Genomic DNA, 25,076 nt, shown 5'->3' on the forward strand with positions numbered 1-25,076 from the left:
GGATCCGGTCACGCGTGCGCCGGGCCCGCCGCGAACGCCAGGGGCGGGGCGATCGCCTGGGCGTCCGCGCCCTCGCCGACCCACAGGCCGATGAAGAGGGCGGCGGTGGCCTCCAGGAGGGCGGCGCGGTCGAGGCCGCCGGCGGCGAGTGGGGTGCAGCCCGTGTCCCGGACCAGGTCCGCGGTGAGTGCGAGCGCCTCCTCGTCGTCGGCGCAGACCGGGACGGCGAGGGGCCGGCCGTCGAAGACGGGCGGGGTCATCCGCCAGACGTCCTCGTGGCACAGGTTGAAGGCCTTGACGACCCGCGCCCCGGGCGCCGCGTCGGCCAGTCGGCGGGCGGCGGAGGGGCCGCCGTCCGTGAGCAGCCGGAAGCCGGGGCCCACCGGATTGGAGCAGTCCAGCAGGACCCGCCCGGCCAGGGAGGACCGCAGGTCCGCGACGACCTCCGCCCCCGCCCCGTACGGCAGTGCGGCAAGGACGACGGCACCGAACCCGGCCGCTTCCTCCAAGCTCCCGTGCCGCGTCCCGCCGCCCAGCCGGGTGGCGAGCCGTTCCGCCCGCCGCCCGTCGCGGCCGCCGACGAGCACCTCGTGGCCCGCCCGTACCCAGTGGGTGGCGAGGGCGTCCGCCATGTTGCCCGTTCCGAGCACACCGATCCGCATCGTTCCCGTCCTTCCGGTCTTCCTGTCCTCCGGCACTTCGGGAACGACATTAGGGAGCCGGTCGGGCACCATCCGGTACGTGACTTCCGACGGATACCTCGCCGACTGCCGGGCCCGCCTGGCCTTCGACCTGCTCGCCAACACCTGGAACTCGGTGGTGCTCTGGGCCCTGCGCGACGGTCCGAGCCGTCACGTCGAACTGCGCGGGCGCGTCGGCGGCATCAGTTCCAAGGTCCTCACCGAGACGCTGCGGCGGCTGGAGTTCAACGGCCTGGTGGAGCGGCGCGTCCGCGCGGGGACGGCGGCCCGGGTCACGTACGAACTCACCCCCCTGGGGCGGACCCTGCTCGGTCCGATCGACGCGTTCGGGGCGTGGGCCTTCGAGCACGGCGACGAGGTGATGGCCGCGCAGGAGCGCCACGGAGGGTGAGGGACGATCCCCTTACAGGCCGAACTCCCTTATGAGCGACAGGAATTCGGTGGGGCGGTCCGCGTGGACGAGGTGTCCGGCGTCGAGGGTGACGAGGCGGGCGCCGGGGATCCGGTCGGCCAGCCAGGACAGCCGTTCCTGGGGCACGTGGCTGGTCGGGCCGCCGGCCAGGACGAGGGTGGGGGCGGTGATCGACCCGAGCCGGTCGCGCCAGTCGGGGTCGGGCGCGTTCAGCTGGGCGTCGGTGGCCGGGACGATCTCCCAGTCGAAACCGAGGGGACCCTCGGGGCGCTCGGCGACGGGGCGCGGCGGGTCGAGCGGGAAGAAGACCGGGGGCTCCTCCAGGACGAGGCGGCCGACGAGTCCGGGTTCGTCCCGGGCGAGGAGGTACGCGGCGGCGGCCCCCATGGAGTGGGCGACGACGGTGGCGCCGGTGAGGCCGAGGGCCTTGAGGAAGCCGCCGAGCTCGTCGCGGAAGGCGTCGAAGCCGTAGCCGCCGGGCCGCCGGTCGCTGAGCCCGTGGCCGCGCAGGTCGAGCGCGTACACCCGGTGGTCGGCGGCGAGGTCGGCGGCCACCTCCGCCCAGGTGGCGCCGTTCTCGCCGCGTCCGTGGACCAGGACGACGGGCGGGGCGTCCTCCGGTCCCGTGACCCGGTGGGCGAGGCGGACGCCGTCCACGGTGACCGTGCGGACGGCGGGGTCGAGGAAGGCGGCGACCGTGCGGGCGAAGGCGTCCGGGTCGTCCACCCAGGGGTGGTGCCCGGCGCCCGGCTGGACGGCGAGCTCGGCCGACGGGAAGAGGGCGGCCGCCTCGGCGGCCTTCGCGGGGGTCGGTCCGGGGTCGTGCTCGCCCGCCAGGACCAGGACCGGCGCGGTGAGGGCGGCGAGGGCGCGGCGGGTCGCCGCCGGGTCGTAGGCGCCCTCGCCGTGGTAGGCGCCGGCGGCCTCCCAGCGGGTCTGCCGGTGGGAGGCGGCCGCGTGTTCCCGGGCCGCCTCGTCCCAGCGGCCGTAGGAGAAGGGGGCGGCGATCTCGCACTCGCGGGACAGCGGGGTGTCGGGGCCGGTCGCGTCGAGCGCGGCCCTGGCCTCCGGGTACCAGGGCCGGTCGGCGAAGACCTCGGCGGCCGCGTCCCACTCCTCGTCGGTGCTGGTGACGCCGAGCGCGCGGGCGGCGGAGGTGACGAGGACGAGGGAGCGGATCCGCTCGGGACGGGCGGCGGCGTAGAGGGTCGCGAGGTTGCCGCCGGCCGAGTGGCCGAGGAGGTCGATCCGGTCCAGGCCGAGGTGGGCGCGGAGCGCCTCGACGTCGCCGACCTGCCGGTCGCAGCGGTACGTGCCGGGGTCGGCGGGCTCGGCGCTCGCTCCGGTGCCGCGGGCGTCGAGGAGGACGAGCGTGCGGTGGGCGGTGAGCCCGCCGAGGTCCCCGAGGTAGCCGGCGTCGCGCATCGGGCCGCCCGCCAGGCACACCAGCGGCTCGCCCTCCCCCCGTGTCCGGTAGGCGAGCTCGGTCCCGTCATACGTCGTGAACGTCGGCATCCGCCGATCCTCACCGGCCCGTGGTGATCTTGGCAACGGATTTCGCCGAGAGCGCGGGGCCGGGCGCGCGATACGGTGGACGGGCCGCTCCCCCGGCACCTTCCCCCGACCCCTTGAGGAATCGTCCCACCGTGCCCGACACCCGGGAATCCGCCCTGCGCGGCGACTGCGCCAGCTGTTTCGGTCTGTGCTGTGTGGCCCTGCCCTTCGCCAGGTCGGCGGACTTCGCCGTGGACAAGTCCTCCGGCGAGCCCTGCCGCAATCTGCGGGAGGACTTCCGCTGCGGCATCCACACGCGGCTGCGGCCGAGCGGTTTCCAGGGCTGCACGGTGTACGACTGCTTCGGCGCGGGGCAGCGGGTCTCCCAGGTGACCTTCGGCGGCGTGTCGTGGCGCGAGGCGCCGGAGACGGCGGGTCGGATGTACGAGGTGTTCCCGGTGGTGCGCGGGCTCCACGAGCTGCTGCGGTACCTCACCGAGGCCCTGGCGCGGCCCGCCGCCCGTCCCGTCCGCGCCGGGGTGCGGGCGGCGCTCGCCCGCGTGGAGGCGCTCGCGGCGGGGACGCCGGACGCGCTGGAGGAGCTGGACGTGAACGCGGTGCGGGCCGAGGTGAACCCGCTGCTGCTGCGGACGAGCGAGCTGGTCCGCGCCACGGCGGGCGGACGGCCGAAGAGCCGGCGCGGGGCGGACCTGATCGGCAAGCGGCTGCGCGGGGCGAAGCTGCGGGGCGCGGACCTGCGCGGGGCGCTGCTCATCGCCGCCGACCTGACGGGCGCGGACCTGTCGCTCGCCGATCTGATCGGCGCCGACCTGCGGGACGCCGACCTGTCGGGCGCGGACCTGACGGACGCCCTCTTCCTCACGCAGCCCCAGCTGAACGCGGCCCGGGGGAACGCCGCCACCCGCCTCCCGGAGGGCTTCGAGCGCCCCGCGCACTGGGCGGTCTGAGGGGGCGGGTCTCAGACCTCGTACGTGTACGGGGTCGTGGTGGTCAGTTCCAGGAAGCCCAGGCGGCGGAGGATCGGGCGGCTCGTGGGCGCCGCGTCGACCTGGACGTGGCGGTGGCCCCGGTCGGCGGCGACGCGGGCGCGGTGGGAGACGAGGGCGCGGTAGAGGCCGCGGCCGCGCCAGCCCTCGACGGTGCCGCCGCCCCAGAGGCCCGCGAAGTCGGTGCCGGGGTGGAGTTCGAGGCGGGCCGCGCTGACGGGCTGGCCGTCGGCGAGGGCGACGACGGCGGCGAAGGCGCCGGGGTCGGCCGCCAACTGGTCCAGGAGGCGGCGGCCGATGGGGGCGCTGTCGGTGCCGAAGGCGCGGGCGTGGACCTCGACCACCTGGCGTACGCCCGTCTCGTCGGTGACGGCGCGGAGTTCGACGCCCTCGGGCAGCGGGACGTCCCGGGGCAGGGCGGCGGCCTCGGCGGCCATCAGGGTCTCGGGCTCCCCGGCGGTGAAGCCCGCGGCGCGGAGGCGTTCGCCGAGGTCGGCGGGGGCGTCGTGCCCGTACAGCTTCCATTCGAAGGACAGGCCGGCGGCCCGGTAGTGGGCGATCTGCGCGGCGACGGCGGCGTCGGCGCCCGCCGGGTCGTGGGCGTCGAGTCCCGACCAGAGGACGCCGTTCCAGGCGTGCGCGGGGCCGGTGGCGCGGACGACGTCCCCGACGCGCTCGACGCGGCTGCCGGGGCCGTCGGGGCGGACCTCACGGCGCATCTGGCGGTCGTACAGGTCGCGCAGCTCGTACGGGTCGCGGGGGGCGTGCGGTGCGCGCGGGTCATACGGGTCGCGGGGCTCGGGCGGTGTGCGCGGGTGCCGGGGTTCCATGGCGGTCACTCCAGCAGCCGGGCCGGGGCCGGGCAACGGGTTTTGGCGGGCGGGGGCGGTGCGGGGCACGTGGCCCCTCCGGGTGATCGGCGCCCCGTCTCCCGGTTCCCCGGGTCCGACCCCTTGCCAAGCCCCCCGTACCTCCGGTTTTACTGACCCGAGCGGAGCTACCGAATGATCGGTAGGTTGCTTGGAGAGTGTGCGGGAGCGCGTGGAGGAGCGGCGCATGACGGAAGAACTGCTGGACGACGGCGAGCGGCTCGGGCGGGAGGAGCTGGCGGCGCTCCAGCTGGAGCGGCTGCGCGCGACGCTGCGGCACGCGTACGAGAACGTGGACTTCCACCGCCGCTCCTTCGACGCGGCCGGGGTCGCCCCGGACGACTGCCGCACGCTCGCGGACCTGGCCCGCTTCCCCTTCACCACCAAGGCGGACCTGCGCGACCACTACCCCTTCGGGATGTTCGCCGTCGACCCGTCGCGGATCCGGCGGATCCACGCCTCCAGCGGCACCACCGGCCGGCCCACCGTCGTCGGCTACACCGAGGGCGACCTGGACGTCTGGGCGGACGTGGTGGCCCGCTCCCTGCACGCCGCCGGGGTGCGCCCCGGGCACAAGGTCCACGTGGCGTACGGCTACGGCCTGTTCACCGGCGGACTCGGCGCCCACTACGGGGCGGAGCGCCTGGGCTGCACGGTGATCCCCGCCTCGGGCGGCATGACGGCCCGGCAGGTGCGGCTGATCCAGGACTTCCGGCCCGAGGTGATCATGGTGACCCCCTCGTACATGCTGACCCTGCTCGACGAGTTCGAGCGGCAGGGCGTGGACCCGCGGTCGACCTCCCTGAAGGTGGGCGTCTTCGGGGCCGAGCCGTGGACGGAGGAGATGCGCAAGGAGATCGAGGAGCGGTTCGCGATCGACGCGGTCGACATATACGGCCTGTCGGAGGTCATGGGGCCGGGCGTGGCGCAGGAGTGCGTGGAGACCAAGGACGGCCTGCACATCTGGGAGGACCACTTCTATCCGGAGGTCGTGGACCCGTTCACGGGCGAGGTGCTGCCGGACGGGGAGGAGGGGGAGCTGGTCTTCACCTCGCTCACCAAGGAGGCCGTGCCGGTGGTCCGCTACCGGACCCGGGACCTGACCCGGCTGCTGCCGGGGACCGCGCGGGTCTTCCGGCGGATGGAGAAGGTCACCGGGCGCAGCGACGACATGATCATCCTGCGCGGGGTGAACCTCTTCCCCACCCAGATCGAGGAGATCGTCCTGCGCACCCCGGCCGTGGCCCCGCACTTCCAGCTGCGCCTGACCCGGGAGGGCAGGCTCGACGCCCTGACCGTACGGGCCGAGGCCCGGCCGGACGCGACGGCCGGGGAGCGGGCGGAGGCGGCCCGGGCGATCGCGGCGGCGGTCAAGGACGGGATCGGTGTCTCGGTCGGGGTCGAGGTGGTCGACCCGGAGACCCTGGAGCGCTCGGTGGGGAAGATCCGGCGGATCGTGGACCTGCGGGAGTCCGTGTAGGGCCGTCCGCGGAAGGGGTCGTCAGCCCAGGAAGGCGAGCAGCCGGGCGTCGAGCCGCTCCGGTTCGGTGAGCGGCAGGGAGTGGTGGGTGGCGCCCGGGAGCAGGACCACTTCGGCTTCGGGGAGCGTGCGCCGGACCCGCTCCGCGACCTCGGCGGCGCGGTGGGCGCGACCACGCTCCGCGAGCAGGACCAGGAGCGGTGCGCGCAGGTCGGCGGCCCGGGGCCGGCGGCCGGTGACGAGCTTGCGTCCGGGGGCGGTGGCGGCGAGGGCGTAGAGGCGCTGCCAGGCCGCGTCCGGGCGGGTGCCCGCCGTCTCCCGGGCCAGGAAGGCACGGGCGCGGGCCTCACTCGGGCGGATCAGGAGGGGCAGCGCGCGCAGCAGGTAGCCGGGGCGGAACCCGGCGAAGACCTGGGTGGGGTCGACCAGGGCGAGGCGGTCGACCCGCTCCGGCGCGTGCAGGGCGTACCGGGTGGCCAGCCAGGCGCCGTACGAGTGGCCGCACAGGTGCGTGCGGGTGAGGGCGAGGCCGTCCAGGAGCGCGTCCAGCCAGGCCGTCAGGTCGTCGGCGTTCCTCAGGGGCCTGCCCCGGCGTTCGGTCCGGCCCGCGTCGCCGAGGAGGTCGACCGCGTGGATCCGGTACCGCGCGCCGAGGGCCGGCGCGTTGGCGAACCAGACCAGTCCGGTGGCGGAGCCGCCGGGCAGCAGCACCAGCGGGGGGCCGTCCGCCGGGCCGTGGACGTGGACGCGGGTCGGTCCGTACGGGGTGTCGACGTCCCGTTCCTCGGTGGACTCGGGCCAGCGGGCGCGGAGTTCGTCGTAGGCGAGGTCGAAGGCGGACGCGGGCATACGCGTTCCTCTCGCTGAGCGATAGTCTCGTTCGGCGAGATATTACGCGAGGGTTCGAGGACGTGGGGAGTACGAATGGACGACGGAAGTCCGGCGATGCGGCTGGTGCACCTGCTGCGGGCGGTCACCGTCGAATTCGACCTGCTCGGCGCCGAGTTCGCCGCGCGCGAGGGACTGCACCCCACCGACGTGCGGGCGCTGGTCCACCTGCTGGACGCGGCCCGGGACGGCACCCGGGCCACGCCCGGCCGGCTCGGCGAGCGGCTGCGGCTGAACTCCGCCGGGACCACCGCCCTGGTGGACCGGCTGGAGCGGCTGGAACTCGTCCGGCGGGAGCGGGACGCGGAGGACCGGCGGCGCGTCCTCCTCCGGGTGGAGGAGAAGGCCGTGGAGCTGGGGCGGGCCTTCTTCGGGCCGGTCATCGGCGAGGTGGTGACGGTCGCGGAGGCGTTCGAGCCGGACGAACTGGAGACCGTGCGCCGCTTCCTGGCCTCGGTCCTCGACTCCACCGGGAGGACGCGCCCGGAGTGAGGGCCCGCGGGGTCCCCGGCGCGGGACGCGCTCGTGGCTCCGGGTCGGCGGCACCATGGACCGCGTACGGAGCGGCGTCGCCGGAGTGCGGTGCCCCGAGCGGAAGGGCCGAGGGACCATGGGGAACGACGGCGAGCGGATCCGGGAACTGATCGTGCGGTGGGCGCGGGCGGTGCACGAGGGGCGGATCGACGCGGTGGTGGAGGACCGGGCCGAGGACGTCGTGATGTTCGACGTTCCGCCGCCCTACGAGGGGGTGCGGGGCGTCGACGCCTATCGGGAGGTCTGGCCGGCGTTCTTCGCGTGGCAGGAGCAGGGGGCCGTCTTCGACATCGAGGAGCTGGAGGTGACGGCGGGGCAGGACGTCGCCTTCGCCCACGCGCTCGTGCGGTGCGGCACCGAGGAGGAGCTCGCGGCCCGTCCCGGCTTCCGGCTGCGGCTCACCCTCGGCCTGCGCAAGGAGGCGGGCCGCTGGGTGGTCGCGCACGAGCACCACTCCTTCCCCGACCTGAGCGGCCCCGACCCTCAAGAGGAAGAGGCCGAGGCCCGGATCCGCGCCGTGCACGAGCACTGGTTCGAACGCACCGCGGCGAAGGACCTGGAGGGGTTGATGCGGCACATCGCGGACGACGTCGTCTCCTACGAGCACGACGCCCCCTTGCAGTACGTGGGGCGCGACCGGGTGCGGGAGGTGTGCCGGCAGGGCCTGGAGTCGGCGCCGGGGACCGTCACCTGGGAGGTCCCCGACATGCGCGTGCTGGTCCGCGACGACCTCGCCGTCGTCTGGGGCCTCAACCGCATGACCGCCCGGGAGGCCGACGGCACGGCCTCGGAGTCCTGGTCCCGGGGCACCCGGGTGCTCCGGCGCCGCGACGGCGAGTGGACCATGGTCCACCAGCACGTCTCGTATCCCTACGACGCCCGCACGGGCGAGGCGAGGACCGACCTGAGCCCGTGACCGGCCGCGGTGGGGGCGCTTCCCGGCCGGGAGGGCGTCTCAGGCCTTCGTGAACCGGTCCCTCAGTTCGCGCTTGAGGATCTTGCCGCTCGCGTTGCGGGGCAGTTCGGGCACGAAGTGGACGTGCTTGGGGGCCTTGAAGTGGGGGAGCTCCTCACGCGCGTGGGCGAGGAGTTCGGCCTCGGTGACCTCGCCGCGCGGCACGACCACGGCGGTGACCGCCTCGATCCAGCGCTCGTTGGGGAGGCCGATCACGGCCGCCTCGGCGACTCCGGGGTGGGTGTAGAGGACGTCCTCGACCTGGCGGGAGGCGACCAGGACGCCGCCGGAGTTGATGACGTCCTTCACCCGGTCGACGATCGTGTAGTAGCCCTCGGCGTCGCGGACCGCGAGGTCGCCCGAGTGGAACCAGCCGTTCCTGAAGGCCGCCCGGGTCTCCTCGGGCTTGTTCCAGTAGCCCTCGCAGAGCTGCGGCGATCGGTAGACGATCTCGCCGGGGGTGCCGTCGGGGACGTCGTCGCCGTTCTCGTCGACGACCCGGGCCTCGACGTGGCGGACCGGGCGGCCGCACGAGTCCATCCGGCCCTCGTGCTCGTCGGGGCCGAGGACGGTGGCGAGCGGGCCGATCTCGGACTGGCCGAAGCAGTTGTAGAAGCGCAGCTCCGGCAGCCGGGCGCGCAGGCCCTCCAGGACGGGCACGGGCATGATCGAGGCCCCGTAGTAGGCCTTGCGGAGCGCGGAGAGGTCGCGGGTGGCGAACTCCGGGTGGTGGGCGAGGCCGATCCAGACCGTCGGCGGGGCGAACAGGCTGTCGGCGCGGCCCGCTTCGACCAGGTCGAACAGGACGGCCGGGTCGGGGCCGTCGACGAGGGTGTTCTCGGCGCCGACGGCGAGGTAGGGCAGCAGGAAGACGTGTGTCTGGGCCGAGTGGTAGAGCGGCAGGGCGTGCACGGGCCGGTCGTCCTCGTGCAGGTCGAGGGCCTCGACGGCGCTCGCGTACTCATGGGCCAGGGCGAGGTGGGTCATCATCGCGCCCTTGGGCAGGGCGGTCGTGCCCGAGGTGTAGAGCAGCTGGACGAGGTCGCGGGCGTCGCGGTCGGTGTCGTACGCCTCCGGTTCGGCGAGCGCGTCGAGCAGCGAACCGGGCGCGTCCCGCAGCGGCCTGACGGGGAATCCGGCCGGGATCCGGTCCGCGAGGGCGGGGTCGGCGAGGACGAGCGAGCTGTCCGACTGCTCCAGGACGTACGCGAGGTCGTCGCCGGTCAGGTGGTGGTTGACCGGCACGTGGACGAGGCCGGCCCGGGCGCACGCCAGGAACGCGATGAGGTAGGCGTCGGAGTTGTGGCCGTAGGTGGCGACCCGGGCGTACTCGGGCAGCCCGATGCCGTGGCGGGCCTCCCGCAGGACGGCGGCGGCGGTGGACACGGCCGCGTCCAGCTCCGCGTAGGTCCAGCTCCGGTCGGCGTACCGCAGGGCGGTCCGGTCGGGGACGCGCCGGGCGCTCGCGCGCAGGACGCCGTCGACGGTGCGGCTGGGGAGTCGGCTCATGGCGCGATCCTCGGCGCGTGCCGTACGGCCGGTCAAGTACCGTGCGGCGCGGCGGACATGGTCCGGCCCCGGATGCCGTCCGGGATGTTGACAAGGGGACGCCCGGCTGGGTGCATGGTCCGATCCGCAGTGCTCCACCGTCACCGGGAGGCACCTTGCACCTCCGCCCGCACCTCCGTGCCCGACTGAAGCGCCTGGCGCTCGCCGGGGCGGTCCTGGCCCTCGTCACCGCCTCGATGCCCGCGGACGCCGCCGGTCCCGGCTCCGGGGGCCGGGACCACCGCCCGTCGGACCGGGGCCTGTCGGCCGTCGTCCGGTACACCGAGTACGGGATCCCGCACATCGTGGCGAAGGACTACGCGGACCTCGGCTTCGGCACGGGCTGGGCGCAGGCCGCCGACCAGGTCTGCACGCTCGCGGACGGCTTCGTGACCGTGGCCGGCGAGCGCTCCCGGCACTTCGGTCCGGACGCCGCCCCGGACGGCTCGCTCTCCTCCGCGACCACGAACCTCTCCAGCGACCTGTACTTCCGCGGGGTGAGGGACGCCGGGACCGTCGAGCGGCTCCTGCGCACCCCCGCGCCGGCCGGTCCGAGCCGTGACGTCCGGGAGCTCATGCGCGGCTGGGCGGCCGGGTACAACGCCTGGCTGCGGAAGAACCGGATCACGGACCCGGCCTGCGCGCGGGCCGGGTGGGTCCGTCCGGTGACCGCCCTCGACGTGGCCCGGCGCGGGTTCGCCGTCTCGGTGCTCGGCGGCCAGGGCCGGGCGGTCGACGGCATCACCGCCGCCCGGCCGCCCGCCTCCTCCCCGGCGGACGGCTCCTCCCCCGGCGCGCCCGACCCCGGCCGGACCGCCGGGGCAGCCCGGAAGCTGTTCGACGCCTCGGACGCCGCCATGGGCTCCAACGCGGTGGCCTTCTCGGGGGCCGTGACGGCCGACGGACGCGGGCTGCTCCTGGGCAACCCGCACTACCCCTGGCAGGGCGGCCGCCGCTTCTGGCAGTCGCAGCAGACCATCCCGGGCGAGCTGAACGTCTCGGGCGCCTCGCTCCTCGGCACGACCGTCGTCAACATCGGCTTCAACGACAAGGTCGCCTGGAGCCACACCGTCGCCACCGGAGTGCCCCTCAACCTGCACCAGCTGGCCCTCGTCCCGGGCGACCCGACCTCCTACCTGGTGGACGGGAAGCCGGAGCGGATGACGCCGCGCACGGTGACGGTGGCGGTCGGGGGCGGCGCCCCCGTCACCCGTACCCAGTGGTGGACCCGGTACGGGCCGGTCGTCGACCGGCTCGGCGCACAGCTCCCGCTGCCCTGGACGACGGCCGCGGCGTACGCGCTCAACGACCCCAACGCGGCCAACCTGCGCGCCTCCGACACCGCGCTCGGCTTCGGGAAGGCCCGCTCCACGCGGGACGTCGCGGACGTCCTGAGGCGCACGCAGGGGCTGCCCTGGGTGAACACGGTCGCGGCGGACGCGGGCGGGCGCTCCTTCTTCGCCCAGGCCCAGCTGCTCCCCCGGATCACCGACGAGCTGGCGCAGCGCTGCTCCACCCCGCTCGGCCGGGCCGTCTACCCGGCGTCGGGCGTCGCCGTCCTGGACGGCTCGCGGTCCGACTGCGCGCTCGGCTCGGACCCGGACGCGGTGCAGCCCGGCGTCTTCGGGCCGGCGCGGATGCCGGTGCTGCGGGACGCGCCGTACGCGGAGAACTCCAACGACAGCGCCTGGCTGACCAACGCCGACCGGCCGCTGACCGGCTACGAGCGGATCTTCGGGACGGTCGCGACGCAGCGTTCGCTGCGCACCCGGGGCGGGATCGAGGACGTGGCGGCGATGGCGGAGCGGGGCCGGCTGACGGTGTCCGACCTCCAGCGGCAGCAGTTCGCGAACCGGGTTCCGGCCGGTGACCTGGCGGCGGCCGACGTGGCGGGGGCCTGCCCGGCGGCGCTGCCGGGCGATCCGGAGGCCTGCCGGGTGCTGGCGGCCTGGGACCGGACGGTGGACACGGGCAGCCGGGGCGCGCTGCTCTTCGACCGGTTCTGGCGGAAGTTCACCGGGACCGTGCCGGCGGCGCAGCAGTGGCTCGTGCCGTTCTCGGCGGCCGACCCGGTCCGCACCCCGCGCGCCGTGAACACGGCCGCGCCGGGCTTCGCGAAGGCGCTCGCGGACGCGGTGGCGGAGCTGCGGGCGGCCCGGATCCCGCTGGACGCGCCGCTCGGCGCGCACCAGTTCGCGGTGCGGAACGGACAGCGGATCCCGCTGGGCGGCGGGACCGAGTCGCTGGGCGTCTGGAACAAGATCGAGCCGGTGTGGAACGCGGCGGGCGGCGGCTACACGGAGGTCGCGCACGGGACCAGCCACGTGCAGGCGGTCGGCTGGGACGGGAGCCGCTGCCCGGTGGCCCGGACCCTGCTGTCGTACTCCCAGTCGTCGAACCCGGCGTCGCCGCACCACGCCGACCAGACGCGGCTGTACGCCGGCGAGCGCTGGGTGACCTCCCGGTTCTGCGAGAAGGACATCCTGCGCTCGCCGGCGCTGCGGGTGGTGGTCGTCAGGGACTGAACGACATGAACACGAAGGCGGCGAAGATGGAGAGGTGGACGCCGCCCTGGAGGAGCGTGGCCCGTCCGGGCACCACGGTCAGGGCGCTCACCACACCGGTGAGGGCGAGCAGGACCAGGTGGAGGGGGCCCAGGCCGAGCACCAGGGGCCCGGACAGCCAGATCGAGGCGAGCGCGATCGCCGGGACGGTCAGACCGATGCTGGCGATCGCGGAGCCGTAGGCGAGGTTGAGGCTGGTCTGCATCCTGTCCCGGCGGGCCGCGCGGACGGCGGCGAGGGTCTCGGGGAGCAGCACCATCAGGGCGATGACGACGCCGACGACCGCCTTGGGCAGACCGGCCGACTCGACGCCGTCCTCGATGGTGGGCGAGATCAGCTTGGCGTTGCCGACGACGGCGACGAGGGCGAGGAGGAGCAGGCCGAGGCTGGTCCAGGCCTCGCGGTTGCCCGGCGGGGCGGCGTGCTCGTCCTCCGACTCGTGGCCGGGACGCGGGACGGGGAGGAAGTAGTCGCGGTGCCGGATCGTCTGGACGCCGACGAACACGCCGTACAGGAAGAGGGAGGCGACGGCGGCGAAGACGAGCTGGATGCCGGAGAACTCGGGGCCGGGGTGGCTGGTGGTGAAGGTCGGCAGGACCAGCGTCATCGTGGCGAGGGTGCAGACGATGGCGAGCGCGCCGCCGGAGCCCTCGGCGTTGAAGACGGCGACGCGGTTGCGGAGCGCGCCGACGAGGAGGGAGATGCCGACGATGCCGTTGCAGGTGATCATGACGGCGGCGAAGACGGTGTCGCGGGCGTAGGTCGAAGTGCCCTCGCCGCCTCCGACCATCAGGGTGACGATGAGTCCGACTTCGATGACGGTGACGGCCACGGCGAGGACGAGCGAGCCGAAGGGTTCGCCGACGCGGTGGGCGATCACCTCGGCGTGGTGGACCGCCGCGAGGACCGCCGCGAGGAGGCAGAGCGCGATGAGCCCCACGACGAAGCCGGGGAGGTCACGCCCCCAGGCCGCGCCCAGGGCGATCGCCGCCACCACTGGTCCCCAGGTGGTCCACTGACGTGTCAATGCCGCCGTGCTCGAACTCATGATCCGCATCCTGCCACAAAGGGGGCTTTCGCCCGATTTCGGTCATTCCAGGGGTTCGGTGAGGCCGCGCTCGTACGCGGCGAGGGTCTCGATGAACATCCGCCGCTCCCTCGCGTCGAGCGGAGCCAGGGCCGCACGCCAGGCGTCCGCGCTGCGTCCGAGCCAGCCGTCGATGGCGGCCCGGTACCGCTCGGAGATGGAGACGATCTTGCGCCTCCGGTCGGTGGGGTCCTCGACCCGCTCCAGAACGCCCTTCTTCGCCAGGTCCCCCGCCATCAGGCTGACGGTGGTGGGGGCGACCTCCAGATGGGCGGCGAGCTCGTTGACGCTCAGCGGTCCGTCGAAGAGGAGGTGGGCGAGCAGGGAGAGGTGGCGGGGGGCGAGGGTGAGCGACTGCAGGTCCTCGGGGATCCTGACGCGCTTGACCCGTGCGACCGTCCGAGGCATCAGCAGCAGCAGCGTGCGCACGGCCTCGTCCAGATCCGGTCCGGGGTCCTCGTCCTCCTCATGGGCGTTCTGCACGCGCACCCTTCCCCTTCATTTCGGTTTCAAACTCTTTATTTTGCTTTGAAAGCAAAGAGATCTTTACGGATGATGCTACCTGAAGGGATGTTCGAGGGGAGCCGTTTGGCCGCTGTGACCGGTGGGAGACAGTGGGCACGACGGAGGATGCGGCGAGACAAGGACGTTCGACCCGGCGCGCGTTCGGCGGCGGGCTCCTGGCCCTCGGAGGAGCGGTGATGATCGGTGCGGTGCCGGGTGCCGGTCCCGCGGCGGGGGCCGAAAGCGGGTCGGGAGGCGGTCCCGGGACCGGGATCCCCGCGCGGCGGACCACGCTGCGGCGCGGTTCGGCCGCGCGGGCCGGACTGCTCGCACCGCAGCTGGACCGGCTGGTGACGGAGGCCGAGGCCTTCCTCGGCCCCTCCCCCGTACACCCCTGGTACGCGGGCGCCGTCCTGCTCGCCGGGCGCGGCGGGACCGTGGCCCTGCACCGGGCGATCGGCTCGGCCGTGCGCTACGCGGGCTACGACGAGAAGACCGGCACCGGAATCGAACTGCCGCCGGAGCGGCGGCGGCCGATGACCGGGGACACCGTCTTCGACCTGGCCTCGGTCTCCAAGCTGTTCACCTCGATCCTGGCGGTGCAGCAGATCGAGCGCGGGGCGCTCGATCTGGAGGCGAGGGTCACGGTGTACCTGCCGGAGTTCGGCGGCGGCGGGAAGGGGGATGTCACGGTGCGTCAGCTGCTGACCCACACCTCCGGGTTCCGCTCCTGGATCCCGCTCTACCGGGAGCCGACGCGGGAGGGGAAGCTGCGGCTGCTCTGGGAGGAGAGGCCCGCGAACCCGCCGGGGTCCGCGTACCTCTACTCCGATCTCAACCTGATCTCGCTCCAGTTGGTCCTGGAGGAGATCACCGGTCGCGGTCTGGACGTCCTGCTCCACGACGAGATCACCGCTCCGCTCGGGATGCGCCGCACGCGCTTCAACCCGCCGCCCTCCTGGCGGCCGGACATCGCCGCCACCGAGGACGCCCGGCCGCCCTGGTCGGGCCTGGACCGGGGGATGGTGTGGGGCGAGGTCCACGACGAGAACGCGTACGCGCTCGGCGGGGTCGCCGGGCACGCCGGGGTCTTCTCGTGCGCCTGGGACCTGGCGGTCCTCGCCCGCGCCCTGCTCAACGGCGGGGCGTACGGCCCGGCCCGCATCCTCTCCTCCGCGTCCGTGGAGCTGATGTTCACCGACTTCAACACGGCCTTCCCCGGCGACGCGCACGGGCTCGGCTTCGAACTCCACCAGCACTGGTACATGGGCGCGATGGCCACGCCCCGCACGGCCGGGCACACCGGTTTTACCGGCACCGGCCTCGTCCTGGACCCGACGACCGACGCCTTCCTGATCGTCCTCGGCAACTCCGTGCACCCGGTGCGCTCCTGGCGCTCCGGCTCCGCGCCGCGCGTCGCCGCCGCGAACCGGCTGGCCAGGGCCGTGCCCGTACGGCCCGCCCGGGGGCGGACGGCCTGGTTCTCCGGCATGGAGAGCGGCACGACCGCCACCCTCGCCCTGCCGCCGGTGCCCGGCGCCGCGCGCCTGGAGTGCGCGCTGTGGTGGGACACCGAACCGGACGCGGACGCCGCCTTCCTGGAGGCCTCCCGCGACGGCGGGGCGACCTGGGAGCCGCTGCCGTTCGTCACCGCACGCCCGGGAGGGGAGCCGGTGGCGCACCCGGCGGGGGCGGTGGGCGGCTGGTCCGGGCGCGTCTGGCACCGGCTCGCGGCCGGGGTGCCGGGAACGGCCCGGGGCGCCGTCCCCGTACGGCTGCGGTGGCGGTACACGACGGACGCGCGGTACGTCGGACGGGGCGTGTACGTGGACGGGGTCCGGGTCCTCGACGCCGCGGGACGCCCGCTCTTCGACGAGGCCCGGCCCGCGGACGGCGCGCGGATCGAGGCGGTGGGGTGGACGGCGTCCCGGGACTGACCCGCCGCTCCGGCCCGGGTGCGGCCCGGGTCCGGCCCGGGTCCGGTCCGGGTCCGGTCCGGGTCAAAAAGCTCCTCAGCCGGCCGCCGTGCGCAGTTCCGTCAGGAGCGGGCTGATCAGGGGGTGTTCCTCGGCTCCGCGCCGTACCGCAGCGAAGACCCGGCGGGTGGGGGCGACCCCGTCCACGGGGCGGATCCCGACGCCCGTGAGGTCCATCCCGCGCAGCGCGGAGCGCGGCACGAGGGCGACCCCGGCGGAGGCGGAGGCGAGGGCGACGACGGCGCGGAAGTCGTCGGAGACGTGCGCGAAGCGGGGCGCGAAACCGGCGTACTCGCAGGCCAGGACGGTGACGTCGTGGCAGGGGTTGCCGGTGGACTGCCCGATCCAGTCGTCCTTGGCGAGGGCGGCGAGCGCGACCCGCTCGCCGGCCGCCAGCGGGTGGCCGGGCGGCAGGACCGCGTCGAAGGGCTCCGCGTAGAGCGGCACGCGGGTGAGGCGGTCGTCGTCCTCGCCGGGGGCGCCCCGGTACTCGACGGCGACGGCCACGTCCACCTGCCGGTCCAGGACCATGAGCAGGCTCTCGTCGCCCTCGGCGTCCCGCACCCGGACCCGGATGCCGGGCGCGGTGCGGGCGAGCGCCGTGAGGGCGGGGGCCACGACGAGGCCGATGCCGGTGGCGAAGGCGGCGACCGTGACCGTACCGGCCTCGCCGGAGCCGTAGGCGGCGAGCTCGGCCTCGGCCCGCTCCAGCTGGGCCAGGACGGCGTTGGCGTGGCTCAGCAGGATCTCGCCGGCCGGGGTGAGGCGGGCGCCCCGGGCGCTGCGCTCCACCAGGCGGTGGCCGGTCTCCTGCTCCAGGGCGGCGAGCTGCTGGGAGACGGCGGAGGGGGTGAGGTAGAGCGCGGCGGCCGCCGCCGTGACCGTGCGGTGGTCGGCCACCGCACGGAGGATGTGCAACCGCCGCGCTTCGATCATGCTCCCAGTCTCGCAGGCCGGAGGGGCTGCTCCGGCCCGCGGACCGGGGTCCGCTCCGCGCCCTAGCCGGCCAGGGCGGCGCGGGCCGCGACGAACGCGTCCACGGCCCGGTTCACGTCCTCCGTGGAGTGGGCGGCCGAGAGCTGGACGCGGATGCGGGCCCGGCCCTGCGGCACGACCGGGTACGAGAAGCCGATCACGTACACGCCGCGCTCCAGGAGCAGCTCGGCCATGCGTCCGGCCTCGGAGGCGTCGCCGATCATGACGGGGGCGATGGCGTGGTCGCCGGGGAGGACGTCGAAGCCCTCCTCGGTCATCCGGGAGCGGAAGAGCGCCGTGTTGGCCCTGAGGCGCTCGCGCAGGTCGCCGGCGGACTCCAGGAGGTCGAGGACCTTGAGGGAGGCGGCGGCGATGACCGGGGCGAGGGTGTTCGAGAAGAGGTACGGGCGGGAGCGCTGGCGCAGCAGGGCGACGATCTCGGCGCGGGCGGCGACGTAGCCGCCGGAGGCGCCGCCGAGGGCCTTGCCGAGGGTGCCGGTGATGATGTCGACGCGGTCCATGACGCCGTGCAGCTCGGGGGTGCCGCGGCCGCCGGGGCCGACGAAGCCGACGGCGTGCGAGTCGTCGACCATGACCATGGCGTCGTAGCGCTCGGCCAGGTCGCAGATCTCGTCGAGCGGGGCGACGTAGCCGTCCATCGAGAAGACGCCGTCGGTGACGATCAGCCTGCGCCGGGCGCCGCCCTCGACGGCCTCCTTCAGCTGTCGCTCCAGGTCGGCCATGTCGCGGTTGGCGTAGCGGAAGCGGCGGGCCTTGGAGAGGCGGATGCCGTCGATGATCGAGGCGTGGTTGAGGGCGTCGGAGATGACGGCGTCCTCGGCGCCGAGGAGCGTCTCGAAGACGCCGCCGTTGGCGTCGAAGCAGGAGGAGTAGAGGATCGTGTCCTCCTGGCCGAGGAAGGAGGAGAGGCGCGCCTCCAGCTCCTTGTGGACCTCCTGCGTGCCGCAGATGAAGCGGACGGACGCCATGCCGTAGCCCCAGCGGTCCAGGGCCTCGTGGGCGGCGGCGACCACGTCGGGGTGGTCGGCGAGGCCCAGGTAGTTGTTGGCGCAGAAGTTGAGCACCTCGCCGGGGCGGCCGCCGGCGGTCACCTCGACGGTGGCCGACTGGGGGGTGCCGATGACGCGCTCGGGCTTGTGGAGTCCGGCCCGCTCGATCTCTTCGAGGGTGGCTCGGATGTCGTCGCGTACGGAATCGAACATGGGTCAGGCTCCCGCAGTCCAGTCGAGGATGATCTTGCCGCTCTTGCCGGAGGCCGCGTCGTCGAAGGCGGCCTCGAAGTCGGTGTACGCGTAGCGCCCGGTGATCACGGGGGCGAGGTCGAGGCCGCCCTCCAGGAGCACCGACATGGCGTACCAGGTCTCGAACATCTCGCGGCCGTAGATGCCCTTCACCGTGATCATGGAGGTGACGATCTTCGCCCAGTCGACGGCGAAGTCCTCGCTGGGCAGGCCCAGCATGGCGATCTTGCCGCCGTGGGTCATGTTGGCGACCATGTCGCGCATCGCGTGCGGGTTGCCGGACATCTCCAGGCCGACGTCGAAGCCCTCCTTGAGCCCGAGGGTGCGCTGGCCGTCCGCGATGGTCCGCTCGGCCACGTTCAGGGCGAGGGTGACGCCCGTCTTGCGGGCGAGTTCGAGGCGCTCCTCGCTGACGTCGGTGATGACGACGTTGCGGGCGCCGGCGTGCTTGGCGACGGCGGCGGCCATGATGCCGATCGGGCCGGCGCCGGTGACCAGGACGTCCTCGCCGACGAGCGGGAAGGAGAGCGCGGTGTGCACGGCGTTGCCGAAGGGGTCGAAGATCGCGGCGACGTCGAGGTCGACGGGGACGCGGTGCACCCACACGTTGGAGGCGGGCAGGACCACGTACTCGGCGAAGGCGCCGTCGCGGCCGACGCCGAGGCCGATGGTGGCGCGGCAGAGGTGGCGGCGGCCGGCCAGGCAGTTGCGGCACTTGCCGCAGACGAGGTGGCCCTCGCCGCTGACCAGGTCGCCGACGGCGATGTCGGCGACGTCACGGCCGGTGTGGACGACCTCGCCGACGAACTCGTGGCCGAGCGTCAGCGGGGTGTCGATCGTCTTCTGCGCCCAGCCGTCCCAGGAGCGGATGTGCAGGTCGGTGCCGCAGATGCCGGTCCGCTTGACCTTGATGAGGACGTCTCCGGGGCCGGTCTCCGGCTCGGGCACGTCCGTGAGCCAGAGTCCCGGCTCCGCCTTCAGCTTGACCAGTGCCTTCAATGCAACGGCTCCCGACGTGCGTGTCCTGTGATGTGGGGGTGAGGGCAGGGCTGTGCGCCCAAGATCCCTGGAAGAGAATCTTCCGTACGCGCGGCTCCGGGTCCATCGAGGATTTCTTAAGCGCGCTCGCAGATCAGCTTCACACCCCGGGCGGGGGCGGCCCGACGTCAACACGCGGAGGGGGAGGTCACCCTTCCGGGGAGGCGCCGGGCCGGGGAGGTCATTGGCCCAGGACGCTCATCGCCGCGTTGTGGCCGGGGATGCCGCTCACTCCCCCGCCCCGGATCGCGCCCGCGCCGCACAGGAGCACGTTGGGGTGGCGGGTCTCCACGCCCCAGCGGCCCTCCCCCTCCCCGTCGGGGGACCCGTCCGCGTACGGGAAGGAGAGGTCGCGGTGGAAGATGTGGCCGCCGGGCAGCCGCAGGTCGCGTTCGAGGTCGAGCGGGGTCTTCGCCTCGATGCAGGGCCGCCCGTCGGCGTCGAGGGCGAGGCAGTCGGTGATCGGCTCGTCCAGGTGGGCGTCGAGCTGGGCGAGGGTGGCGTCGAGGAGTGCGGCGCGGGCGCGGTCGTTGTCGGCGGCGAACAGCCGGGCGGGGGTGTGCAGTCCGAAGAGGGTGAGGGTCTGGTACCCCCGGGCGGCGAGCTCCGGTCCGAGGATCGTCGGGTCGGTGAGGGAGTGGCAGTAGATCTCGGAGGGCGGGGCGCCGGGGAGGCGGCCCGCGGCGGCCTCGGCGTGGGCGGCGGCCAGCTGTCCGTACCCCTCGGCGATGTGGAAGGTGCCGGCGAAGGCCTCGTGGGGGTCGACGGAGCGGTCCCGGAGTTTCGGCAGCCGGGTGAGCAGCATGTTGACCTTGAGCTGGGCGCCTTCCGGGGCGGGCGGGGGCGGGTCGCCGAGCAGGGCGGCGAGCTCCTGCGGGGAGGCGTTGACGAGGACGTGGCCCGCCTCGACGGTGCCCTCGCCGTCGGCGGTGCGGTATGTGACCTCGGCGCGGCGCCCGTCGGTCTCGATCCGGGTGACCTCGTGGCCGGTGCGGAGGTGGGCCCCGGCGGCGCGGGCCGCGTCCGCGAGGGCGTCGGTGAGGGCGCCCATGCCGCCCACGGGCACGTCCCAGTCGCCGGTGCCGCCGCCGATGACGTGGTAGAGGAAGCAGCGGTTCTGGAGGAGGCCGGGGTCGTGGGCGTCGGCGAAGGTGCCGATGAGGGCGTCGGTGAGGACGACGCCGCGGACCAGGTCGTCGGCGAAGTTCTCCTCGACGGCGACGCCGAGGGGCTCCTCGAAGAGCGTCCGCCAGGTGTCGGCGTCGTCGACGCGGGCGCGCAGGGCGGCCCGGGTGGGGAGCGGTTCGGTGAGGGTGGGGAAGATCCGGCGGGCGGCCCGTCCGGTGCGGGCGTAGAACGCCTGCCAGGCCTCGTACTCCCGGTCGGAGCCGGTCAGCGCGGCGAAGGAGGCGCGGGTGCGCTCGGGGCCGCCGCCGACGAGGAGGCCGCCGTCGCCCTTGGGGGTGTACGAGGAGACGGACCGCTTGCGCACCCGGAACGTCAGCCCGAGCTCCCGGACGATCTTCTCCGGGAGGAGCGAGACGAGGTACGAGTAGCGGGAGAGGCGGGCGTCCACCCCGGCGAACGGGCGGGTGGAGACGGCCGCCCCGCCCGTGGAGCCGAGCCGTTCCAGGACGAGGACGGTGCGCCCGGCGCGGGCCAGGTAGGCGGCGGCGACGAGTCCGTTGTGCCCGCCCCCGACGACGACGGCGTCGTACGGGGCGGCGGGCGCGGGGGTGCCGGGGAGCGGGGCGGAGGCGGTCATGGCTCATGCTCACACGCGGGCGGGGGCCGGGGAAGGGGACGGGGCCGGGACCCGTGGCCCTCCGTGGGGGCGGTCAGGCGGAGGCGGCTCCCCGTGGGGGCGTGGCCGCGCCGAGGAGGAGGGCGGCGGCCTCGGTGGGGCGGCCGAGGCGCTCCAGGCAGTGGGCCTCGTCCTCCAGGGCGGCGACGGTGTCGGGGTGCGCGGGGCCCAGGAGCCGGGTGCGGGCGGCGGCGACGGCCCGGTGGGTCTCCAGGGCCTCCTCCCAGCGGTCGAGGCGGCCGAGGGCGACGGCGGTCTCGCGGCGGCTGAGGAGGGTGTCCGGGTGGTCGGCGCCCAGGGCCCGTTCGCGGGCGGCGTGGACGTCCCGGGACTCCGCGAGCGCCTCCTCCCAGCGTCCGAGCCGGCCGAGGTTGACGGCGAGGGCGTGGCGGGCGCGCAGGGTCTCGGGCCCGTCGGGGCCCTGGGCGCGGGTGCGGGCGGCGATCAGGTCGCGGCAGACGTCCAGGGCGTCGGCGGCCTGGCCGAGCCGTCCGAGGAAGACGCCGGTCTCGTAGCGGGCGGCGAGGGTCTCGGGGTGGTCGGCGCCGAGGGCCGAGGCGCGTGCCTCGGCGACCGCGCGGTACTGGGCGAGCGCCTCCTCCCCGCGTCCCAGGCGCCCGAGGACGTGGGCGACCTCGTGGCGGGTCGCCAGGGTGTCGGGGTGGGCGGCGCCGAGCAGCCGGGCCCGCGCCTCCGCGACCTCGTGCGCCGTGCGGTACGACTCCTCCAGGCGCCCGAGGCGGCCGAGGGTGAAGGCCAGGTTGTGGCGGCAGCGCAGGGTGTCGGGGTGGTCGGGGCCGACGGTGCGCTCGCGGGCGGCGATCACCTCGACGTAGAGCTCGTACGCCTCGGGGTGCCGTCCGAGGCGCCCGAGCGCGTACGCCCGCTCCTGGCGCGCCGCGAGCGTGTCGGGGTGGTCGGCGCCGAGGACGCGGGCGCGGGCCAGGGCGACCCGGCCGAAGACGTCCAGGGCGTCGGCGGGGCGGTCGAGGCGGGCGAGGGCGAAGCCGACCTCGTAGTGGCTGGCGAGGGTGTCGGGGTGGTCGGCGCCGAGGACCCGCGCGCGGTCCTCGGCGACGGACCGGTGCACCGCCTCGGCCTCGTCCCAGCGGCCGAGCCTGCCGAGGCCCATGCCGGCCCGGTGGCGCCCGGCGAGGACCGCGACCAGCTCGGCGGGGGGCGCGGCCGGGGCAGGAGGGGTCGTGGCGGTGGCGGGTGCGGCGGTGGTCCATTCGGTGGTGAGGACGGCCGCGGCGGGGTCGTGGACGGCCGGGCGCGGACCGGCGGCGGTCCCGGCCGGACGGTGTCCGGCGCTCATGCCGCGGGCCCACGCGGGCGCGACGGGGACGGGCGCGGGGGCGGGCCCGGGGTCCACCGGCACAGGCCGGGTCGGCGGCAGGGGCGGCTGCGCGGGCACGCCGGGCGGCGGGGCGAACGGGGAGGGGCCGGCGCGGCCCGAGACGATCCGGCGGCGCAGGTCCCCCGCGTCGGCCGGCCGCTCCTCGGGGACCTTGGCGAGCAGGTCGACGACGAGGCGGTCGAAGTAGTCGGGCAGCTCGGCGCGGTGGGTGCGCGGCGGGCTCGGCACCGTGTCGCGGTGGCCGATGAGGATCGCCCAGGAGTCGCCGAGGTCGAAGGGCGGGGCGCCGGTGGCGAGTTCGTAGAGGACGCAGCCCAGCGAGTAGAGGTCGCTGCGGTGGTCAATCTCGCCGCCGCCGATCTGCTCCGGGGACATGTAGTGGGGCGTCCCCATGGCGATGCCGGTTCCGGTGAGCTTGGAGGTGAAGCCCATGTCGGCGCCGAGGCGCGCTATTCCGAAGTCGCAGATCTTCACCGTGCCGTCCCGCAGCCGCATGATGTTCGCGGGCTTCAGGTCGCGGTGCACGATGCCCTGGCGGTGCGTGTAGGCGAGGGCGTCGGCGACCTGGTCGGCGATCTCGACGAGGTCCTGGACGGGCAGCGGGTTCTGGGCGTTGGCCGCGAGGAGCTGGCTGAGGTTGCGGCCCTCCAGGAGCTCCATGACGAGGAAGAGCACGCCCTCGTACTCGCCGAAGTCGTGCACGACGGTGATGCCGCGGTGCTGGAGCGCGGCGGCCACCCGGGCCTCGCGCCGGAAGCGCTCGCGCACGACGTCGCGGGCGTGGGGGTCCTGCTGCGGGCCGAGGGGTTTGAGGCACTTCACGGCGACGCGGCGGCCGAGCGCCTCGTCGGTGGCGCGCCACACCTCGCCCATGCCCCCGCGGCCGATGACCTCGTGCAGGCGGTACCGGCCCTGGATCAGTCTGGAGTCCCCCATCGCGTGCCGCCGCCCCCGTCGATTCCGTGCGCCCTTTCCGGTGTGTCCAGTATGGCCGCCGGGTCGGACAGTGGATACGGGGTGGGGTACGCGTACGGATCGGGCCGCGTCTCCGGTCCGAGCCGTTCCACGGCGCGCAGGACGTGCCGGGGCGGCAGCCTCCAGCGCAGGCCGGAGGGGATGCGGCGCAGGAGGCGGGCGGTGGCGGCGAGCCGGCGGGTGACGGTCTCCGGGGGCGGGGCGGGCCGCCCGTAGAGGGCGTGGGCGTACAGGGGCAGGGTGTCGTACGCGAGTACCGTGACGCGCCGCCAGATCACTTCGCGCGCCGGTACCAGGACGGGTTTGACGGGCGGGCGGCGCAAGAAGTCCTCGACGGTGCGGGCGTCGGGCCCCGCGGCGAGCCGGGGGCGCACCGCCTCGAAGTAGGCGGCGAGTTGCGCGGTGGACGCCGGGACGGCGTCCGGGTCGAGGCCGACGAGCCGGGCCGAGGCGCGGTGTTCGGCGACGTAGCGGTCCGCCTGGGCGTCGGTGAGCGGGATCCCGGAGCGGCGGGCGACGGAGAGGTACGAGTCGGTCTCGGCGCAGTGGACCCAGAGCAGCAGCTCGGGGTCGTCCACGCCGAGCCGCCGGTGGATCCGGCGGACGCGGGCGCCGGCCGCCTCCGCGGCCTCGGTGGTCCCGTAGCTGAGGGTCCCGACGAAGTCCGCGGTCCGCAGCAGGCGGCCCCAGGGGTCCTGCCGGAAACTGCTGTTGATCATGACGCCGCGAACGGCGACGGGGTGCAGCGCCTGGAGCCACAGGGCCCTGACTCCGGCGATCCACATCACCGGGTCGCTGTGCAGCTGCCAGGTCACGGAGCGGGGCCCGAAGAGCCCGGGATCGGCGTCCTGCCTCATGGCGTTCAGGCTACGCCGGAACGGGGAGGCGGGAGCCCGCCGTGCGGGCCTTTCCGGGCGGGGTCGCCGCGCTTCGCGCCGGGGACGGGGTGAGGGTCCGGGTGGGTCGCGCCCCGGAAGGGGCGGGTCTCAGGGCGTTCCGCGTTGGCGGGAGGCGTAGGCGCGGGACTTGTTGCGGTTTCCGCAGACCCGCATGGAGCACCAGCGGCGGCTGCGGTTCTTCGAGACGTCCCAGAAGGCCCATCCGCAGGTGTGCTCCGCGCAGCGCTTGAGCCGGGCCGCGTCCCCGGCCGCGACCAGTTCGCTCCACGCGATGGCGAGCAGCGCCAGCGGTTCGCGCTCCGGGGGCAGTTCCGCCGAGGGGACCAGGGTGCCGTGCGCGGTGACGCGCACCGGGTGCGCGGCGAGGACCCGGTCCGCCCCGGCGAGCAGGCCGGGGTCGGGGACGTCGCCGACGTGGGCCCCCAGCTCCTCGCGGAGGCCGGCGCGCAGGGCCAGGTAGCTCCGGTGGACTTCGTCGGGGACCGTGCCGGGCGCGTCGAGCAGGCCCCGGTCCTCCAGCCAGCCGGCGAGTCCGGCCGGGGTGGCGATCTCGTCGCTCCCCTCCTCCACGTCGACCGTGTTGGCGAAGGCCTCCACGAGGACGGCCGGGGCGGGCTGTTCCAGCACGGCGGGCTCCTTTCGTCCGTACCTGGCACCACCCACTCTACCGGCTAAGCGTTTAGACGGTTGCGGAGGCGGCCGGTCGTGCGCCAGAGTGGTCTCACCGGCTAAAGCGTTTGACGG

The 25,076-nt window shown here is 74.8% G+C and carries 20 protein-coding genes and 2 pseudogenes; 8 read left to right on the forward strand and 14 right to left on the reverse strand.

Annotated elements, in window-relative coordinates; genetic code table 11:
- Nucleotides 1-8 precede the first annotated feature (8 nt).
- Nucleotides 9-662 carry an NAD(P)-binding domain-containing protein gene (locus tag ACIQVI_RS19620; RefSeq protein ID WP_351974027.1) on the reverse strand — a complete coding sequence of 218 codons (654 nt, stop codon included), beginning with the start codon at nt 660-662 and terminating at the stop codon, nt 9-11.
- A gap of 79 nt (nt 663-741) precedes the next feature.
- Between ACIQVI_RS19620 and ACIQVI_RS19625 the strand changes: the two genes are divergently transcribed.
- Nucleotides 742-1,092 carry a helix-turn-helix domain-containing protein gene (locus tag ACIQVI_RS19625; protein ID WP_121829653.1) on the forward strand — a complete coding sequence of 117 codons (351 nt, stop codon included), beginning with the start codon at nt 742-744 and terminating at the stop codon, nt 1,090-1,092.
- Nucleotides 1,093-1,104: 12 nt separating this feature from the next.
- Here ACIQVI_RS19625 and ACIQVI_RS19630 read toward each other — a convergent pair whose 3' ends face one another.
- A complete protein-coding gene (locus ACIQVI_RS19630; RefSeq protein ID WP_403597346.1) occupies nt 1,105-2,628 on the reverse strand; it encodes an alpha/beta fold hydrolase in 1,524 nt (507 codons plus the stop codon).
- 131 nt (nt 2,629-2,759) lie between these two features.
- Between ACIQVI_RS19630 and ACIQVI_RS19635 the strand changes: the two genes are divergently transcribed.
- The gene (locus tag ACIQVI_RS19635) at nt 2,760-3,575 is read left to right on the forward strand and encodes a pentapeptide repeat-containing protein (protein WP_403597349.1); all 816 of its coding nucleotides are present in this window, start codon (nt 2,760-2,762) and stop codon (nt 3,573-3,575) included.
- 11 nt (nt 3,576-3,586) lie between these two features.
- Here the strand turns inward: ACIQVI_RS19635 and ACIQVI_RS19640 are convergent, their stop codons facing one another.
- Entirely contained in the window at nt 3,587-4,333 is a 747-nt protein-coding gene (locus ACIQVI_RS19640) for a GNAT family N-acetyltransferase (RefSeq protein ID WP_403598694.1), read from the reverse strand.
- Between the two features lie 337 nt (nt 4,334-4,670).
- Between ACIQVI_RS19640 and paaK the strand changes: the two genes are divergently transcribed.
- A complete protein-coding gene (gene paaK, locus ACIQVI_RS19645; RefSeq protein ID WP_403597352.1) occupies nt 4,671-5,963 on the forward strand; it encodes a phenylacetate--CoA ligase PaaK in 1,293 nt (430 codons plus the stop codon).
- A 21-nt stretch (nt 5,964-5,984) separates the two neighbouring features.
- Here the strand turns inward: paaK and ACIQVI_RS19650 are convergent, their stop codons facing one another.
- Nucleotides 5,985-6,812 carry an alpha/beta fold hydrolase gene (locus tag ACIQVI_RS19650; protein ID WP_403597355.1) on the reverse strand — a complete coding sequence of 276 codons (828 nt, stop codon included), beginning with the start codon at nt 6,810-6,812 and terminating at the stop codon, nt 5,985-5,987.
- 75 nt (nt 6,813-6,887) lie between these two features.
- On the opposite strand from ACIQVI_RS19650, the gene ACIQVI_RS19655 reads away from it, so the two are divergent.
- The 3 genes and pseudogenes from ACIQVI_RS19655 to ACIQVI_RS19665 all read left to right on the forward strand — a co-directional run.
- Nucleotides 6,888-7,343: a MarR family winged helix-turn-helix transcriptional regulator gene (locus ACIQVI_RS19655; RefSeq protein WP_403597358.1), complete on the forward strand. Its 456-nt coding sequence runs from the start codon at nt 6,888-6,890 to the stop codon at nt 7,341-7,343.
- A 118-nt stretch (nt 7,344-7,461) separates the two neighbouring features.
- A pseudogene (locus ACIQVI_RS19660) lies at nt 7,462-7,881 on the forward strand (nuclear transport factor 2 family protein); the annotation flags it as partial.
- Between the two features lie 12 nt (nt 7,882-7,893).
- A pseudogene (locus ACIQVI_RS19665) lies at nt 7,894-8,301 on the forward strand (YybH family protein); the annotation flags it as partial.
- Between the two features lie 39 nt (nt 8,302-8,340).
- Here ACIQVI_RS19665 and ACIQVI_RS19670 read toward each other — a convergent pair.
- Nucleotides 8,341-9,849 (reverse strand): fatty acyl-CoA synthetase, encoded by a 1,509-nt coding sequence (locus ACIQVI_RS19670; RefSeq protein WP_403597361.1) that lies wholly within the window; start codon nt 9,847-9,849, stop codon nt 8,341-8,343.
- Between the two features lie 215 nt (nt 9,850-10,064).
- Here ACIQVI_RS19670 and ACIQVI_RS19675 point away from each other — a divergent pair, with 215 nt between their 5' ends.
- On the forward strand, nt 10,065-12,413 hold the full coding sequence (locus ACIQVI_RS19675) for a penicillin acylase family protein (RefSeq protein WP_403598697.1): 2,349 nt from the start codon (nt 10,065-10,067) through the stop codon (nt 12,411-12,413).
- On the opposite strand, the gene ACIQVI_RS19680 is transcribed toward ACIQVI_RS19675, so the two are convergent.
- The gene (locus tag ACIQVI_RS19680; protein WP_351973102.1) at nt 12,403-13,500 is read right to left on the reverse strand and encodes an ionic transporter y4hA; all 1,098 of its coding nucleotides are present in this window, start codon (nt 13,498-13,500) and stop codon (nt 12,403-12,405) included. The two genes, ACIQVI_RS19675 and ACIQVI_RS19680, sit on opposite strands and share 11 nt — an antisense overlap.
- Nucleotides 13,501-13,542: 42 nt before the next feature.
- Entirely contained in the window at nt 13,543-13,947 is a 405-nt protein-coding gene (locus tag ACIQVI_RS19685) for a MarR family transcriptional regulator (protein WP_351973106.1), read from the reverse strand.
- A gap of 293 nt (nt 13,948-14,240) precedes the next feature.
- Between ACIQVI_RS19685 and ACIQVI_RS19690 the strand changes: the two genes are divergently transcribed.
- Nucleotides 14,241-15,980 (forward strand): serine hydrolase, encoded by a 1,740-nt coding sequence (locus ACIQVI_RS19690; RefSeq protein WP_403597365.1) that lies wholly within the window; start codon nt 14,241-14,243, stop codon nt 15,978-15,980.
- Nucleotides 15,981-16,055: 75 nt separating this feature from the next.
- Here ACIQVI_RS19690 and ACIQVI_RS19695 read toward each other — a convergent pair whose 3' ends face one another.
- From ACIQVI_RS19695 to ACIQVI_RS19725, 7 genes are all read right to left on the reverse strand, one after another.
- Entirely contained in the window at nt 16,056-16,955 is a 900-nt protein-coding gene (locus ACIQVI_RS19695) for a LysR family transcriptional regulator (RefSeq protein ID WP_403597368.1), read from the reverse strand.
- A gap of 62 nt (nt 16,956-17,017) precedes the next feature.
- Nucleotides 17,018-18,217 carry a glycine C-acetyltransferase gene (locus ACIQVI_RS19700; RefSeq protein ID WP_403597371.1) on the reverse strand — a complete coding sequence of 400 codons (1,200 nt, stop codon included), beginning with the start codon at nt 18,215-18,217 and terminating at the stop codon, nt 17,018-17,020.
- A 3-nt stretch (nt 18,218-18,220) separates the two neighbouring features.
- Nucleotides 18,221-19,255 (reverse strand): L-threonine 3-dehydrogenase, encoded by a 1,035-nt coding sequence (gene tdh, locus ACIQVI_RS19705; protein ID WP_121829664.1) that lies wholly within the window; start codon nt 19,253-19,255, stop codon nt 18,221-18,223.
- A gap of 220 nt (nt 19,256-19,475) precedes the next feature.
- Entirely contained in the window at nt 19,476-21,059 is a 1,584-nt protein-coding gene (locus ACIQVI_RS19710) for a phytoene desaturase family protein (RefSeq protein ID WP_403597375.1), read from the reverse strand.
- A gap of 73 nt (nt 21,060-21,132) precedes the next feature.
- Nucleotides 21,133-23,394: a tetratricopeptide repeat protein gene (locus ACIQVI_RS19715; RefSeq protein WP_403597378.1), complete on the reverse strand. Its 2,262-nt coding sequence runs from the start codon at nt 23,392-23,394 to the stop codon at nt 21,133-21,135.
- Nucleotides 23,376-24,290, reverse strand: coding sequence for an oxygenase MpaB family protein (locus tag ACIQVI_RS19720; RefSeq protein WP_403597381.1), 915 nt, complete (start codon nt 24,288-24,290; stop codon nt 23,376-23,378). The genes ACIQVI_RS19715 and ACIQVI_RS19720 overlap by 19 nt, the downstream gene beginning before the upstream one ends.
- A 129-nt stretch (nt 24,291-24,419) precedes the next feature.
- Nucleotides 24,420-24,959, reverse strand: a complete 540-nt coding sequence (locus ACIQVI_RS19725; RefSeq protein WP_403597384.1) for a CGNR zinc finger domain-containing protein — start codon at nt 24,957-24,959, stop codon at nt 24,420-24,422.
- Nucleotides 24,960-25,076: the final 117 nt, after the last annotated feature.

This window comes from Streptomyces sp. NPDC098101 (assembly GCF_044760185.1).
Taxonomy (GTDB): Bacteria; Actinomycetota; Actinomycetes; order Streptomycetales; family Streptomycetaceae; genus Streptomyces.